The sequence below is a fragment of the Kocuria sp. LUK genome, assembly GCF_021012935.1.
GTDB lineage: Bacteria > Actinomycetota > Actinomycetes > Actinomycetales > Micrococcaceae > Kocuria > Kocuria flava.
Genome location: NZ_JAJMZI010000004.1, coordinates 95,731 through 111,149, shown reverse-complemented (window position 1 = coordinate 111,149; position 15,419 = coordinate 95,731). Strand labels below are relative to the sequence as shown.

General features: G+C 75.1%; 12 protein-coding genes. 5 read left to right on the top strand and 7 right to left on the bottom strand.

Going from position 1 to position 15,419, the window contains the following annotated elements; genetic code table 11:
- Nucleotides 1-205: 205 nt before the first annotated feature.
- Nucleotides 206-958, bottom strand: coding sequence for a ZIP family metal transporter (locus tag LQU92_RS08420; RefSeq protein WP_230779850.1), 753 nt, complete (start codon nucleotides 956-958; stop codon nucleotides 206-208).
- Nucleotides 959-1,042: 84 nt separating this feature from the next.
- On the opposite strand from LQU92_RS08420, the gene mgtA reads away from it, so the two are divergent.
- Nucleotides 1,043-3,832, top strand: a complete 2,790-nt coding sequence (mgtA, locus tag LQU92_RS08415) for a magnesium-translocating P-type ATPase (protein WP_230779847.1) — start codon at nucleotides 1,043-1,045, stop codon at nucleotides 3,830-3,832.
- Here the strand turns inward: mgtA and LQU92_RS08410 are convergent.
- The 4 genes from LQU92_RS08410 to LQU92_RS08395 all read right to left on the bottom strand — a co-directional run bounded on the left by LQU92_RS08410 (nucleotide 3,753) and on the right by LQU92_RS08395 (nucleotide 7,223).
- Nucleotides 3,753-3,920, bottom strand: coding sequence for a hypothetical protein (locus tag LQU92_RS08410; RefSeq protein ID WP_180814622.1), 168 nt, complete (start codon nucleotides 3,918-3,920; stop codon nucleotides 3,753-3,755). The two genes, mgtA and LQU92_RS08410, sit on opposite strands and share 80 nt — an antisense overlap.
- A 159-nt stretch (nucleotides 3,921-4,079) precedes the next feature.
- Entirely contained in the window at nucleotides 4,080-5,450 is a 1,371-nt protein-coding gene (locus tag LQU92_RS15305) for a sensor histidine kinase (protein WP_230779844.1), read from the bottom strand.
- A 14-nt stretch (nucleotides 5,451-5,464) separates the two neighbouring features.
- The gene (locus tag LQU92_RS08400) at nucleotides 5,465-6,130 is read right to left on the bottom strand and encodes a response regulator transcription factor (RefSeq protein WP_180814621.1); all 666 of its coding nucleotides are present in this window, start codon (nucleotides 6,128-6,130) and stop codon (nucleotides 5,465-5,467) included.
- Nucleotides 6,131-6,281: 151 nt separating this feature from the next.
- On the bottom strand, nucleotides 6,282-7,223 hold the full coding sequence (locus tag LQU92_RS08395; protein WP_230779841.1) for a BTAD domain-containing putative transcriptional regulator: 942 nt from the start codon (nucleotides 7,221-7,223) through the stop codon (nucleotides 6,282-6,284).
- Between the two features lie 171 nt (nucleotides 7,224-7,394).
- Between LQU92_RS08395 and LQU92_RS08390 the strand changes: the two genes are divergently transcribed.
- The 4 genes from LQU92_RS08390 to LQU92_RS08370 all read left to right on the top strand — a co-directional run bounded on the left by LQU92_RS08390 (nucleotide 7,395) and on the right by LQU92_RS08370 (nucleotide 11,945).
- Complete coding sequence (locus LQU92_RS08390; RefSeq protein ID WP_230779838.1) at nucleotides 7,395-7,919, top strand: hypothetical protein; 525 nt, start codon at nucleotides 7,395-7,397, stop codon at nucleotides 7,917-7,919.
- Entirely contained in the window at nucleotides 7,916-9,697 is a 1,782-nt protein-coding gene (locus tag LQU92_RS15140) for a multicopper oxidase family protein (RefSeq protein WP_305067872.1), read from the top strand. Before LQU92_RS08390 ends, LQU92_RS15140 begins: the two co-directional genes overlap by 4 nt.
- Nucleotides 9,694-10,185 (top strand): signal peptidase I, encoded by a 492-nt coding sequence (gene lepB, locus LQU92_RS15135; RefSeq protein WP_230780375.1) that lies wholly within the window; start codon nucleotides 9,694-9,696, stop codon nucleotides 10,183-10,185. Before LQU92_RS15140 ends, lepB begins: the two co-directional genes overlap by 4 nt.
- Nucleotides 10,186-10,283: 98 nt before the next feature.
- Nucleotides 10,284-11,945 (top strand): heme peroxidase family protein, encoded by a 1,662-nt coding sequence (locus LQU92_RS08370; RefSeq protein WP_230779835.1) that lies wholly within the window; start codon nucleotides 10,284-10,286, stop codon nucleotides 11,943-11,945.
- A 212-nt stretch (nucleotides 11,946-12,157) separates the two neighbouring features.
- Here the strand turns inward: LQU92_RS08370 and LQU92_RS08365 are convergent, their stop codons facing one another.
- Complete coding sequence (locus LQU92_RS08365; protein WP_230779832.1) at nucleotides 12,158-14,128, bottom strand: hypothetical protein; 1,971 nt, start codon at nucleotides 14,126-14,128, stop codon at nucleotides 12,158-12,160.
- Between the two features lie 198 nt (nucleotides 14,129-14,326).
- A complete protein-coding gene (locus LQU92_RS08360; protein ID WP_230779829.1) occupies nucleotides 14,327-15,376 on the bottom strand; it encodes an LLM class flavin-dependent oxidoreductase in 1,050 nt (349 codons plus the stop codon).
- Between the last annotated feature and the right edge of the window lie 43 nt (nucleotides 15,377-15,419).

Below are 15,419 nucleotides of genomic sequence, written 5' to 3'. Positions count from 1 at the left end.
CTCCGGGGCCCGGAGGAGTCGGCGCGGGCGCGGGGCGGGCCCGACCGGGGCCCTGCGCGGGGACCCGGGAGGAGAAGAAGGGGAAGGTGCGCACCGCGACCACTTCCTCCGGTCAAGAGGCGCTGACGCGGCTCATGGTACGCCCGCGCAGGGGCGGGAGCGCCGCGATGTCGGGAAGAAACGGCGGCCGCCCGGTGCCCAGTCGTCAGCCGGCGGCGTGCAGGCTGAAGGCGGCCAGGAAGCCGAGGGTCGCGATCAGCCCCGAGTACAGGGCGGCCTTCTCGAACGCCTCGGGGATCATCGTGTCGGTGACCATCGCCAGGATCGCCCCGGCCGCCAGGGCGTTGACGAAGGCCAGGGTGGTCGGGGCGGCCCCGTCCAGCAGCAGGTAGCCGGCCAGCGCGGCGAGCCCGGAGGCGACCGCGATGGCACCCCAGATGCCGAACACGTATCCGGGGCCGCGCCCGGCCTTCTTCCACCCCGCGGTGCTGGAGAGCCCCTCCGGGACGTTCGAGAGGAACACGGCGGCGAACATGGGCAGGCTCAGCCCCGGACCGGTCAGGAAGCTCAGCCCCAGGACCATGGACTCCGGCACGCCGTCCAGCAGGGCGCCGACGGCGATCGCCCCGCCGCTGCCGCTGTGCTCCTGCTGGGAGGGCTGCTGCGTCCCGGAGCGCTTGCGGTGCTGGGCCCCGTGCCGGGCCAGCAGCACGTTGAGCCCCACGTAGGCCACCGCGCCGGCCAGGAACCCGCCGGCGGTGGCCGCGAGGCCACCCCGCTCCACGGCCTCCTGGACGAGCTCGAAGGCGAGCGCCGAGATGAGCACGCCGGCCCCGAAGGCCATGACCACCGCGACCACGCGCGCCGGGACGGCGACGAACCACGCCACCGCGCTGCCGACGAGCAGCGCGGCCCCCGCGAGCAGACCGGCGGCGCCGGCCAGGAGCCACTCGGGCACGGGCACCCCTCCTCCCTGCGTCCACGGGCGCAATGCGCCCACCCCGGGGTGGGCGCCGCCCGTTCGGGAGCCTACATTGACCGCATGGACCCGGTGACTCCCCGGGGCGGCTCCGCCCCGGGACGCCCCCCGTCCCTCGAGGAGGCGGCCGCCCTGCCCGCGGACCGGGTGCTCGAGGCCCTGGGCGTGACGGCCGCGGGCTGGGACGAGGAGGAGGCCGCGCGGCGGCTGGCCGCGGACGGCCCCAACGAGCTGCCCGGGCACGGGGCCGGGGTCTGGCGGGTGCTCGCCCGTCAGTTCGCCAACCCGGTGCTCGTGCTGCTGGTGCTGGCGGCCGCCCTCTCCGCCGCCACGGGGGACCGGGCCAACGCCCTGATCATCGGGGTCATCATGGTCGCGAGCACCGGCCTCGGCTTCGTCAACGAGTACCGGGCCGAGCGCACGGCCCAGGACCTGCACCGGCGGGTCAGCCACACCGTGGCGGTGGTGCGGGGCGGGCGCGACCGCGCGGTGGACGTCAAGGAGCTGGTGGTCGGCGACGTCGTGCGGGTGGGCCTGGGCTCGATCGTGCCGGCGGACCTGCGCGTGCTGGGCGCCCAGGAGCTCGAGGCGGACGAGTCGGTGCTGACCGGCGAGTCCGTGCCCGTGGCCAAGGCGGCCGCGCCGGTGCCCGCGGGAACGCCCCTCGCGGAACTGGCCTCCTGCTTGCTCATGGGAACGGTGGTGCGCCACGGGGACGCGACGGCCGTGGTCGTCGCCACCGGCACCGACGCCCGGTTCGGACGGATCGCCCAGGGGCTCGGCGAGCGCGCCCCGCGCACGGGGTTCCAGGTGGGGCTGACCCGGTTCTCGCTGCTGCTGGTGTGGATCGGGCTGGCCCTGATGGCGGGGATCCTGGTGATCAACCTGCTGCTGCAGCGGCCCTTCGTGGACGCCCTGCTGTTCTCCCTGGCGATCGCGGTGGGCATCACCCCGCAGCTGCTGCCGGCGGTGGTCAGCACGTCCCTGGCCGCCGGCTCCCGGGCGCTGGCCCGGGAGAAGGTGCTGGTCAAGCGGCTGACGAGCATCGAGGACCTCGGCAACATGGACGTGCTGGTCACCGACAAGACCGGCACGCTCACGGAGGGCGCCGTCGCGTTCCTCGAGGAGGTCCCGGCCGGGGACGGGGGCCGCCCGGCCCGGTGGGGCCTGCTGTGCTGCGAGGCCGACCCGGCGGCCGGCGGCACCGGGGCGGGCCAGAACGCCCTGGACGCCGCGCTGTGGCAGGCCGTGGGCCCCGGCGGCGAGCACCCGGCGCCGGTCGCGGGCGTCCGGCGGGTGGACCTGCGTCCCTTCGACCACCTCTCCCGCACCTCCTCGGTGCTGGTGGACGGCCCGGACGGGACGCGCACGGAGGTGCTCAAGGGCGCCCCGGAGGCCGTGGCGGCCGTGTGCGCCGAGGCGGCCCCGGGGGACGGGGCCGCCCTGCAGGAGCTGTTCCGCAGGGGGCTGCGGGTGATCGCGGTGGCGGTGCGCCCGGCAGGGCAGGAGACGGAGCTCGCGCCCCGGCCGCCGGCCGGCTTCGCGCTCGAGGGGTACCTGGCCTTCGTGGACCGGCCCAAGGCCGACGCCGAGCGGTCCCTGCGCGAGCTCGCCGGCCTGGGCGTGGCGGTGAAGGTCGCCACCGGGGACAACGCGGTCGTCGCGGTCACCGTCTGCCGCGGGCTGGGGCTCACCGGGCCCGGGGGCGAGGTGCCCGTGCTCACCGGCGAGCAGGTGGCGGACCTCGACGACGCCGCCCTGGCGGAGGCCGCCGCCACGACGCTGGTCTTCGCCCGGGTCTCCCCCGAGCAGAAGGCCCGGATCGTGCGGCTGCTGCGCGCCCGGCACTCGGTCGGCTACCTCGGGGACGGGGTCAACGACGCCCTGGCCCTGCACCAGGCCGACGTCGGGGTCTCGGTGGACACGGGCACCGACGTGGCCAAGGACGCCGCCGACGTGGTGCTGCTCGAGAAGGACCTGGGGGACGTGGCCCGGGGGGTCCGGGGCGGGCGGCGGATCTTCGCCAACACCGTGAAGTACGTGCTGATGGGCACCTCCTCCAACTTCGGCAACATGTTCTCCGCCGCGGCCGCCAGCGCCTTCCTCCCCTTCCTGCCGATGCTCCCCCAGCAGATCCTGCTCAACAACGTGCTCTACGACTGCTCGCAGCTGGCGATCCCCACCGACCGCGTCGACGAGCAGCAGCTGCGCCGTCCCGCCCACTGGGACCTGGCGCAGATCCGCCGCTTCATGGTCGTCTTCGGCCCCGTCTCCTCGATGTTCGACTTCGCCACCTTCGCCCTGCTGCTCGGGGTCCTGCACGCCGGCCCGGAGGAGTTCCGCACGGGGTGGTTCGTCGAGTCCCTGGCCACCCAGTCCCTGATCGTCCTGGCCATCCGCACCCGCCGGGTCCCGTTCCTGCGCAGCCGCCCCTCGCCGGCGCTCACGGCCGCGGTCCTGGCCGTCGTGGCCGCGGGGGTGGTGCTGCCGCTGACCGCACCGGGCCGGCTGGTGGGCTTCGTGCCGCTGCCGGGACGGTTCTACGCGGCCCTGGCCGTCATGGCGGTGCTGTACCTGGTGCTGATCGAGACGACCAAGCACTTCTTCTTCCGCGGGGAGGGCGCCGGCCCGGCGGCCACCGGCGGACCGGTCCGGCCTCCGTCCCCGCCGCACCACGCGGCGGGGGTGCACCGGCGGGCCACCGGGTTCGCCGCGCGGCGGGGCGCACCCGCCCGGGTGTCCTACCGCGCCCGCGCGGTCTCCGTCCCGGGCGTCACCGGCCGGGGAAGCGCCCCCGACGACGGCGGACCCGCAGCAGCTGCCCCGCCACCAGGACGCACAGCAGCGCGCTGATCAGGGCGAAGCCCCACTCCCCGCGCACGGCCATGGCGACCGTGACCGCGCCGAGGAGCACGAGGACGAGGACCGACAGCAGCTTCACCGTGCTCCCTCCCGCCGGACGGTTCCCCGCCATTCCACCACCTCCCGGCCCGCCGAGCACGCGTGCCTCCCGCGAGGGGCGGCGTCCGGCGGGTATGCCCCGCGCGGAGCCGCCGAACGCCGCCCCTCGGCGGGATCTGCGTGCGGAGGGGGCACGCCCTCACGGGCGGGCGGTGCCCGCCGCCGGCCGGAGGGGCAGGGCCGCCACCACGGTCGTCCCGCCCCCCGGCCGGGAGCGGACGGCGAGGCTCGCCCCGGCGGCATCGGCGATGTCCTGCATGATCCGCAGCCCGAGGTGGCCCTCCGGCGGGCCGAGGGCCGCGTCGAACCCCTCCCCGTCGTCGTCGACCGTCAGCACGGCCGCACCGTTCGCGCGGGCGAGCCGCAGGTCCACCGTCGAGGCGCGGGCGTGCTTGGCGATGTTGGTCAGGGCCTCGCGCGCCACCTTGAGGAACATCGCCTGCTGGTCCGAGGACAGCGGCACGTCCGGGTCGAGCCGCACCCGGACCTCGACCCCGCTGCGGACCAGGGGATCGGCCAGGCGCTCCACCGCCTCCGGCAGGCCGAGGTCCAGCACGTCGGGGGCGTAGAGGTCCGTCGTGATCCCGCGCAGGCTCCGCAGGCTGCCCTGCAGGACCGTGCAGGCCCGCCCGAGGGCGGCACGGTGGCCGGCGCCGGCGCCCGCCTCCTGGGCCTCCAGCGCGTAGGAGAGACCGGCGAGGTCCTGGATCACGTCGTCGTGCAGGTCCCGGGCCACCCTGGCCCGCTCCAGTTCGGCCGCGCGCACGGCGTGCTCGAGCAGCCGGGCGCGCGCGTGCCGGTGCGCCTGGATCCGCCGCGCCAGCCGCACCGCCGGGACGAGCTGCGCCAGCTGGAGGGCCGCCATGGTCAGGAGGATCGCGGGGCTCATGCTGAGGAGCACCGAGCGCTGCTCCGTGCGCACCACGGCGTCGTCGTAGTACACCTCGAAGACCATCGGTTCCCCGGCGGCGGTGGTGAAGCCCGCGTAGACCTCCACCAGCGGACCGGCGGCCTCCTCGTGCGCGTTCTCCGTCCCGCGCTGGCGCTCGAACGTCACCACGGCCTCGCCGGGGGCGGTCAGGACGGCGCCCCCCGGGGACGGGGTGAAGCGCCGTCCGATGAGCTCGTGCTCGTCGGAGTATACGACCGTCCCCTCCCGGTCCCAGATCTTGATCCGGCGGATGGACCCCTCCTCCAACCAGGGGCGCAGCCGTGCGTCCACCTCCGCCACCGCGGACACTTCGCCGTCCAGCAGGTCGCCCGTGATCAACGGGGCGACGGCGTGGTCGGCCAGCCGCTGGGTGGTGCGCAGCACGTGCTCCGTCGCGTACTCCTCGGCGACCGCGCGGAGCCACCACGTCGCGGGGACCGCGGTGACGAGCAGCACGGCGAGCCCGGTGAGCAGGAAGGCCCGGATCGCGGCCCGGACCTCCGAGCGCTCGCTCGCCGGCGAGCCCTGCGGGACCGGGTCCGGGTCGGCGGGAAGCCCTGGCGCCGGACGCTGCGCCACCTCCTGCACCCGTCTCACCGGCGCTCCGGGAGCAGGCCCAGGCGCGAGGCGGCGGCGACCGCCTCCAGCTGGGAGTGCGCGTCCAGCTTCGCGAGGATCGTCTTCACGTAGCCGCGGCAGGTGTTCGGCGTGATGCTCAGCAGCCGGGCGTTCTGCCCGACGCTGTGCCCCTCCGCCATCAGCCGGAGGATCTGCATCTCGCGTCTGGTCAGCACGGGCACGCCGGCCGGGGGCCCCGGGTCCGCCGCACGGGCGCACAGCAGCGAGGGGTGGACCACCATGGTGCCGCACCGGGCCGCGCGGACCGTCCCGAGCAGCGCGGCGAGCGAGCCGTCCTTGGGCAGGAAGGCGCACACACCGACCTCCGCGGCGGCCTGCAGGACGTGCGGCGCCGGGTCGCCCGTCAGCATGACGATCCGGGTCCGCGGCAGCTCGGCGAGAATGCGGGCCGAGGCCGCCACCCCGCTACCCCCGGCGAGGTGGTGGTCCATGACCACGACGTCGGGGCGCAGCGCCCGGCACAGGGCGACGGCCGACTCCGCGTCCCCGGCGATGCCGACGGGCCGCAGGTCCGGCTCCTGCTCCAGGGCGCCGCTGAGCAGCTCGGCGAACGTCGTGTGGTCGTCGACGACCAGGATCGTGGTGCGCGCGGCGCACCCCTCGTCTTCCCCGTCGACCATCTCGGACCAGCCCCCCGGCATCCCCCGCTTCGGACAGCCGCAGTATGCCGATCGCAAACGCGCCGGGACAAGGCGTTGCGTGTACACACTTCGGCCGGGGACCGGAACCGGCCCCGGCGGCACCACCGGCCGTCGCGTCGCACGGCTCCCCCTAGGCGGCGACGCCGCACGTGCGGCCGAGGAAGGCCCGGAGCACCGTCGCCGCCTCGTCCCGGGCCACCGGGGCGGCCGGACCGGGCAGGCGCCCCCACTCGGCGTCCTGGCCGTGGAGCACCAGCAGCGCCGACAGCAGCCGGCCCAGGTCGTCGCCGCTCTCGGCGGTCGCCCGGAGCATCCGCTCGTGGGCGGCCCGCAGCACGGCAGAGGGCGCGCAGCCCAGCTCCTGGTCCAGCAGGCGGCGGCAGCGGTCGTAGACCTGCAGGCCCTCCACGGTCCGGCCGCTGCGCTCGAGGCCGAGCACCAGGGCCGTCCAGGCGCGCTCCGCCAGCGGCTCACCGGCGAGCACCTCGCGCGCCCGCAGGACCGCCTCCCCGCACCGGCCCAGCTCCAGGGCCGTCTCGGCGGCCGAGACCCGGGCATCGAGCACCGCGGCGGCGTGCACCTCGCGCCGGCGCTCGACCCACTCGCAGGCCAGCTCGTCCTCCAGCAGGGGCGCCGACGCCAGCTCGAGCGCACGGCACCACAGCGGGTGGGCACGAGCCGCGGACGAGCGGCGGGCCTCGTCCACCAGCCGCTCGAAGCAGCGCACGTCGAGCTCCACGGAGGCCTCGTCCATGACGTAGCCGCCGTTGGCGGTGCGCAGCGGCCCGTGGCGGCTCGCCCCGGGCTGCAGGCCGCGGCGCAGCACGCTGACGTAGCTCTCGAGGTTCTGCAGCGCCGCCGCCGGCGCGTGCTCGCCCCACAGCAGCTCCACCAGGCGGTCCTTGGAGACGGGCGTGCCCAGCTCCAGCAGCAGGACCTCGAGGATCTGGCGCTGCTTCGGCCCGCCCAGCTCCCTGGCCCGCAGGACGCGGTCCTCCCGGCGCACCTCGATCGGCCCCAGCACCCGCACCGCCAGCCGCGGCCCCGGCGCCGACCCCCCTGATCCGTTCACGACTCCCCCTTCCCGAAAGTGAACACCAGTGTGGGGCTGCCGATGCGCGTGCATCAGACCCGCCCAGGGGGGCGGCCACCCCCCAATACAGGGGGGTCGGACTCGGCCGGCGCCGGGAACGCACGAGCCGCGATCAACCTTTTCGCAAGGTCGGCGCCCCATCGTGCGGGCATGACCACCACGACCGCACCGAGCACCGCCCGCCGCGCCGGCCCGGGCCCCGGCGGGCCCGGACGGAGACGCTGGATGCTGCCGGGTGCCGTCGCACTGGCCCTGGGCCTCGCCCTGGGCGGGGCGGCCGTGCTCCAGGAGGACCGGCCGAGCACACCGCTGGGCGCCGTGGCCCAGGTCCCGGGGGGTCTGGCCCGCGTCAACGGTGTCCTGCCGGAGGACGAGCAGGCTCCCGGGCAGGCGGACGACGGTGTGCACCGGGTGCGCGTGCTGCTCGAGCTCACGGCCGTCGACCCGACCGGGGTCGCCTTCCGCGCCGAGGACTGGGCGGTCGAGCGGCTCGGCGCGCGCCGGACCGCGGCCCTGCAGGCCGCCCCGCGGCAGCGGACCGTCGACCAAGGGGACGTGCTGCGGACGGAGCTCGTCTTCGAGGTTCCCGACCGGGCGGTGGAGGTGGTCCTCGTCGGCGCCGACGGCACACGCCTGTCCCTGGGCGCCGACCACCACGGAGGAGGATTCCGATGACCGTTTCGCGACGCTCCGTCCTGCTGCTGGGCGGTCTGGGCGTGCTGGGGGCGGGTTCGCTCATGGTGCCCACCCGCTCGGTGGACGCCAAGTCCGCCAGCAGGCTCGACGACTCCGAGATGCCCCAGCCGTTCCGCACCGCGTTCGCCGCGGCCCCGGTGCTCCGGCCCCGCGCCGTCACGACCGACCCGGTCGACGGCGCCGCCGTGCACCACTACGTGGTCACCGAGCGGGCCGCCCGGGCACAGATCCTGCCCCGCGCCGGGCTGACCACCCCGATCCTGGGCTACGACGGGATCTTCCCCGGGCCGACCATCAGCGTCGACCGCGGCACGAGGGCCGTGCTGCGGGTGCGCAACCAGCTCCCGCCGACCCACGCGCTCGACGGCCACGTCCTGGCCACCTCGACGCACCTGCACGGCTCCGCGTCCCTGCCGCAGTACGACGGCTATGCCAACGACGTCACCAGCCCGGGCTTCTACAAGGACTACCACTACCCCAACGCCCAGCCGGCGCGGACGCTGTGGTACCACGACCACATGGTCCACCACACGGCGCTCAACGCGTACTCCGGCCTGGCCGCGCAGTACCACCTGCACGACCCGCTCGAGCGCCGGCTGCTCCCGCAGGGCCGCTACGACGTGGCCCTGACCGTCTCCGACGCCATGTTCGCGGAGGACGGTTCGCTGGGCTACGACGACAACAGCCACTCGGGGCTGTGGGGCGACGTCATCCTCGTCAACGGGCGGCCCTGGCCGGTGCTGAAGGTGCAGAAGCGGGTCTACCGGTTCCGCCTCCTCAACGCCTGCATCTCCCGCTCGCTGCGCCCCACGCTGAGCACCGGGGACCCCATCGCGATCGTGGGCACGGACGGCGGGCTGATGCCCAGCACCCAGTTCGTCACCAGCTACCGCCACGCCGGCGCGGAGCGCTACGAGCTGCTCATCGACTTCCGGAAGTACCGCACCGGACAGCGCATCGAGCTGCGCAACCTCTCCAACGACAACAACGTGGACTACGACCACACCCACCGGATCATGGCCTTCGACGTCGTCGACGAGCCCGTGGACACCTCCGACCCGACGTGGAACCGGATCCCGGCCCAGCTCGTGCCCGACAACGAGGTGATGGCCCTGACCCCGGCCCTGTCGGCGCGGACCCGCCGCTTCGAGCTGGACCGCACCAACGGGATGTGGACGATCAACGACGCCACCTGGCAGGACGTGGTCGCCAGCGGCTACCGGAAGGTCGCCGCCCAGGTCGACCTCGACGCCGTGGAGATCTGGGAGTTCGAGAACAACTCCGGGGGTTGGTACCACCCCCTGCACATCCACCTCGTCGACTTCCAGGTCCTGAGCCGCAACGGCCGGGCGCCGTTCCCCTGCGAGCGCGGCCCCAAGGACGTGGTCTACGTGGGCGAGGGCGAGACCGTGCGGCTGCTCATGAAGTTCGGCCCCCACAAAGGCCGGTACATGATCCACTGCCACAACCTCTCCCACGAGGACCACGACATGATGGTCCAGTTCAGGATCGGGCTCACGGAGGACGACCCCGATCCCTGCGACCCCATGACGGCCGCGCCCCCGGTCTGGGACGACGGCTCCGGCGCCTACCCGGACCCGTCGCCGTCCCCGAGCCCGACGCCGTCCCCGACCGCGACACCCGCACCGTCCCCGACCCCGACGCCCACACCGTCCCCGACCCCGACGACGGCCCCCTCCCCGACGCCGACCAAGGGCAGGGGCAAGGGCGGGGGCGGAAAGCCGGTCCGCCGGTGACGGCGCGCCGCGCCGTCCGCCGGACGGCCACCGCCGGCCTGCTGGCCGCCTGCTCGGTGGTGGCGCTGCGGCTGTGGGTCCTCGAGCCGCTCGTCGTGGGCTCCGACAGCATGGAGCCCACCCTGCGGGAGGGCGCACTGGTGCTGCTCCTGAAGACGGGAGACCCCGACCGGGCCGTCCCCGGGACGCTCGTCGTCTTCGAGAGCCCCGCCGACGGACGGACCACGGTCAAGCGCGCCGTGGCGCGGGAGGGCCAGACCGTCGCCCTCGAGGACTCCGTGCTGGTCGTCGACGGGCGGCCCGCCGCGGAACCCTTCGTGGACCGCCGCAGCACCGACGGCGAATGGTTCGGGCCCGTCACGGTGCCCCCGCGCCACGTCTTCGTCCTGGGGGACAACCGGGCCCGCTCCCTGGACTCCCGCGACTACGGCAGCGTGCCCGTCTCCGCCGTCGAGGCCGTCGTCCTGCACCGGGGCACGACGGGCTGAGGGCCCCGGCAACGGTCCAAGGCTTTTCCAACCGCCGCGGGTTTTCGTGGGCACAACCGCCGGCCCGGGTGCGGCCGGCCCCGTCGGAAGGACCTCCCATGGAACCCCAGGACCGAGCGTGCACGACCGAGCCCGCGCCGCGCGCCGCGCTGCCCTCGCGCCGCCGGGTGCTCACGGGGCTGGCCGCGGGGATCGCCGCCCTGCCGGCGGCCGCCGCCCCGGCGGCCGCGGCACGGGCTCCGGCGGCGGGCCGTACCGCGGCCGGCCGGGTCCAGGCCTCGCTCGGGGGCGGGCGCGGACACGGGTCGGCCCAGCTGCGCGGGATCGACATCGCGGTGACCACGGGCCGGCGGGCCGAGGGCCGCTTCGGCCTGATGTTCCCGAAGCTGACCGCCTTCACACCCGACGACGGGCTGCTCGACGCGCTGGCGCACCGGATGATCGACCGGACCCCGCCGCTGAGCGACGTGTCCCTGAGCAACGACGGCCTCGACAACCCCGACGTGCCGGCCGGGTTCGCCTACCTGGGCCAGTTCATCGACCACGACATGACGCTCGACCTGACCCCGCTGTCGCAGCAGGAGCACGACCCGCGGGGACTGACCAACTTCGACACCCCGTTCTTCGACCTCGGGTCGGTCTACGGCCGGGGGCCGGAGGCGGACCCGCAGCTCTACGATCCGGAGGACCCGCGGCGGATGCGCCTCGGGCGCACCCCCGACGGCCTGGCGGACCTGCCGCGCGACGCCGAGGGCAGGGCGGTCATCGGGGACCACCGCAACGACGAGAACCTCATCGTCTGCCAGCTCCACCTCGCCTTCCTGCAGCTGCACAACCGGTTCGTGGACTCCGGCGCCTCCTTCGAGGAGGCCCGGCGCCTGACCCGCTGGCACTTCCAGTGGCTGATCGTCCACGACTTCCTGCCCCACGTCGTGGGCCGCTCCGTGGTCGAGGACATGCTGCGCGTCGACCGGCGGGGCGCCGTGGGCGTGGACCGGCGGTTCTACCGCCCGGGCAACCCCACGCGCCCCATGATGCCCGTCGAGTACTCCGCCGGGGCCTACCGGTTCGGCCACAGCATGGTCCGCGCCGAGTACGAGATGCACGACGAGGTCACCATCCCGTTCTTCGGCCGTCCCGGGCACGACCTGCGGGGTTCCCGTCCCATCCCGTCGGTCGCCCGGATCGACTGGAACTACTTCTTCGACGTGCCGGGGATGAGCACCCCCGACGACCGCAACATGTCCCGGCTCGTCGACACCCGCCTCGCGCTGCCGCTGGCGGAACTCCCGCCGACCGTGGTGGCCCACGCCGACGGCGCCATCCTCAACCTGGCCCGGCGCAACCTGCTGCGCGGCAAGCGGCTCGGGCTGCCGGCGGGGCAGGACGTCGCCGCGGCGATGGGCGTCGCCCCCCTGCCGAACTCCCGGCTCGGGCTCACGGAGGCCGGGTGGGGAGGCCGGGCGCCGCTGTGGTTCTACGTGCTCAAGGAGGCCGAGCTCGCCGGCGGCCGGACCCTCGGACCCGTCGGGGGCCGGATCGTGGCCGAGGTGATCCTGGGCCTGCTCGCCCTCGACCGGTCCTCGTTCCTGCACGCCCCCGGGTGGACGCCGGGATCGCCCTCCTTCGCCAGCGGGGACCTCCTGCGACTGGCCGGGGTCGTGCCGCGTCCCGGGGACACCGGTGAGGCCCCCCGGGACGACGAGGACCGGGACGGCGCGGACGACGACGGGGCGGAGGAGATCACGGCGGCACCGTGAGCCCGCACCGCACGGCGAGGCCCCGGCACGGACGCCGGGGCCTCGCCGTGCGCCGGACCGCCGCGGTCGCACGCCGAGGGTCCGGGAGCCGTGAGGGGCCCGCGACGACGACCGCGCCCGGACCGGGGTCGACGGTCCGGGCACGGGACCGGCCCGCGCCCCGGGGGGAGATCCTGGGCGCGGGCCGGCTGGGAAGGGGGTGTCTCAGCTGCTCATCCGGTGCCGACCACCCCCTCCGCCTGGCCTCCCCGGCTCGACTGGACCAGCACGGTCGACACGCGCCGGCTCGGTCCGGGCTTGACCCGGAACTCCCAGTTGCCGAGGGAGTCCACCTGGGCGGTGCCGAGCTTCACGGCGGAGCCCGAGGTGGTGTCGTAGACGTTGACGGTGGTCGCCGGGTTGAGCAGCGTCGGGGCGCCCGGCACGACCGCCGTCCCGCTGATCCGCAGCTCCTTGCCGGGCCGGTGGCGGGACGCCGCCGCGACGGTCACCTCGTCGTCGCTGGGCAGCGTGATCCGTGCCGGTTCGCCGGCGACCCCGGCGGCGTTGGTGACCACCAGCTGGAGCACCGGATCGGCGTCCGGCGCGCTGGGCGAGGCGGCCCCCACCGTGGTGAACAGGGGCACCGTCACGCGGGGCCTGGCGTCGGTCGTGCTGCTGAACGCCACCGCGGGACCGCTGACCTGGGACCACTCGTAGGAGACCGCGTTCGGCGAGGCGCTGCCGTCGAGCTCGGTCGGCACCCCCCGGACCACGGATCCCGGCAGCGCCGCGATCGAGGCGACGGCGCCCGGCGCCTCCCCGGCGTCCGGGTTGTCGGGCGTGGTGTCGCCCGGGTCGGGACCGGGATCGGGCTGGGGGTCGACCGGCGCCTCACCGACCGGGCTGGCCTCCCCGCCGGTCACCAGGACCGGCACGGTGGTCCGGCTCGTCTCCGAGGTGGCGACCGTGACCTCCACGGGCGGGGCGACGGTCGGGAAGGCACCCCGGTAGGTGTTCGGCCGGTCCGGGACCGGATCCAGCGCACCGAAGCCCGCCACCTCCGGCACCGCGCCCGAGGACGAGACCGCCTCGACGCTCAGCGCCGTGCCGTCGTAGGTCGCCGCGGTCGCCACCGAGACGTCGGTGACCGGCACCTCGCTGCGGCTGACCGGGTCGTCGCCCAGGTTCGTGACCGTGACGCTCGCCGGCGCCGTGCCCGTGTACGCGATGCGGGCGTAGGCGCGCTCGGAGTCGCCCTCCTCCTTCTCCATGGGGGTCGTGGCGAGGACGCCGTCCTGGCCCTCGACCTGCAGCTGGTCGCCGCGGCTGGTCGCGAACACGTCGACGTACCCGTCGCCGAGCACGGCCCGGTCCGCCTGCACCCCGGTGTTGGTGGAGATCTTGCCCATCACGGTGAACAGGTCGGTGCGGAGGTCCAGGCCCCCTCCGGTGACGGAGAAGTGGTTCTGGCCCAGCGGGCTGCCCGTGATCGTGTGCTCCACGTCGGGGTTGCCGAGGTAGCCCTCCGGCGCCCCGCTGTCCCACCGCAGGAAAGGCCCGATGTCGCCCTTCAGCGGGGTCTGGAAGTTGCCGATCGCGGGCGAGACGTCCTCGACGATCTTGCCCTCGCCCTCCTCGTCGGTGTCGACGGTGACCGTGCCGTAGGGGTGGGTGAACGTGAGCGTGGTGTCGGGCGGGGCGCCCCGGACGGTGACCCGCTGCCGGGCGAAGACCACCTGATCCCCCGGCACCGGGTTCTCGTTGGCGAAGGCGGCCTCCAGGGCGAGCACGAGCACCGCCCTCCCTCCGCCGGGCAGCTCGAGCTCCGACCCGGCGAGCATGTAGAAGGCCTCGGACGGGAAGTTGCCCGGGAAGGAGATCGGCTGCGTCGGGTCCGGCACGTCGCCCGGCAGGAACCCGCACAGCGGGTTGCCGGCGTCCAGGCACAGCTCCGTGCGGACCTGGGCGCTGTCCTCGTACCAGGCCGGGTAGCCGTGCTCGGTGTTCACGGGCCCGACGGCGACGAGGCCGCCGGGATTGCGCTGGGTGACCTCGGTCGCGGCCGTGGCGCTCCCGAGACCGCTCACGCCCAGCGCGAGGGCGAGGGAGGCCGTGAGGGCACGCCGCGCCTGCGCGGGCCGCGCCCGTGGGGTCGGTGGTGGGTCCCGCAGCAGCTCGCGGGGACCGGTCCAGGTGTTCATGCTGACTCCTCCGGAGAAGGTGCTGACACCCGGCAGTGTGCGAGCCGCCGCTTGGGAAAAACCTGTCTCCGGCTCCCGGTGCGCAGCCCTCCGCCCCCGCCCGCAGCCGCGCGAGGGGCGGCGTCCGGCGGGTATGCCCCTCGCGGAGCCGCCGAACGCCGCCCCTCGCGGCAGGTGGGGAGGTGGGGAGGTGGGGGGTCAGGCCGTGGCCGCGCCCTCCGGGAGGTCGGCGAGCATGTCCTCCACGTAGCGGCGGACCTCCGTGCCGTAGAGCTCGATGCTGCGGGTCATCCGCGCGTGCTCCAGCGTGCCGGCGGCGTACTTGAGGTCGAAGCGGGAGGCGCCCAGCGCCGTCGTCGAGGCCACGATCTTGCGGGCCACCGTCTCGGGGGAGCCCACGAAGTAGGCGCCCTCGGGCCCGCACATGGCGTCGAACTCCGCGCGGGTCAGCGGACCCCAGCCGCGCTCGCGGCCGATCCGCCCGTGCGTGTAAGCCTGGGCGGGGAAGAACTCCTCGCGGGCCTGCTCGTCGGTCTCGGCGACGTGGCCCGGGGAGTGGAAGGCCACCGGCTGCGGGCCCTTCCCGAAGTGCTCCAGGGCCCGGCGGTAGTAGTCGGCGAACGGCCGGAACGCCGCGGGCCGCCCGCCGATGATCGCGAAGATCACCGGCAGCCCGTAGCGGGCGGCCCGGACCACGGACTCCGGCGAGCCGCCCACCGCGATCCACGCCGGCAGCGAGCCCGACTCCGTCCTGGGGTGGACCCGCAGGCCCTGGATCGGGGCCCGCAGCCGGCCCTCCCAGTGGACGGGGCCCTCGGCGCGCAGCACGTCGAACAGCGCGAGCTTCTCCTCGAACAGCTCCTCATACTGGGACAGCGGCAGGCCGAACAGCGGGAAGGACTCGGTGAAGGAGCCGCGGCCGAGGATCACCTCGGCCCGGCCCGAGGAGAGGGCGTCGACCGTGGCGAAGCGCTGGTAGACGCGCACGGGGTCGTCGGAGCTGAGCACCGTCACGGCCGAGCCCAGGCGGATCCGCTCGGTGCGGGTGGCGATGCCCGCCAGGACGGTCTCGGGGCTGGAGACCGCGAAGTCCTCGCGGTGGTGCTCGCCGATGCCGAAGAAGTCCAGGCCCACCCGGTCGGCCAGCTCGGCCTCGGCCACGACATTGCGGATCACCTGGGCGGCACTGAGCATCCGGCCGTCGGGGCCGGGGTAGATGTCGCCGAACGTGTTGAGCCCGAGCTCCATGGGTCCTCCTCCAGATTTTGTTGAACTGTCCACAGAACCGGGA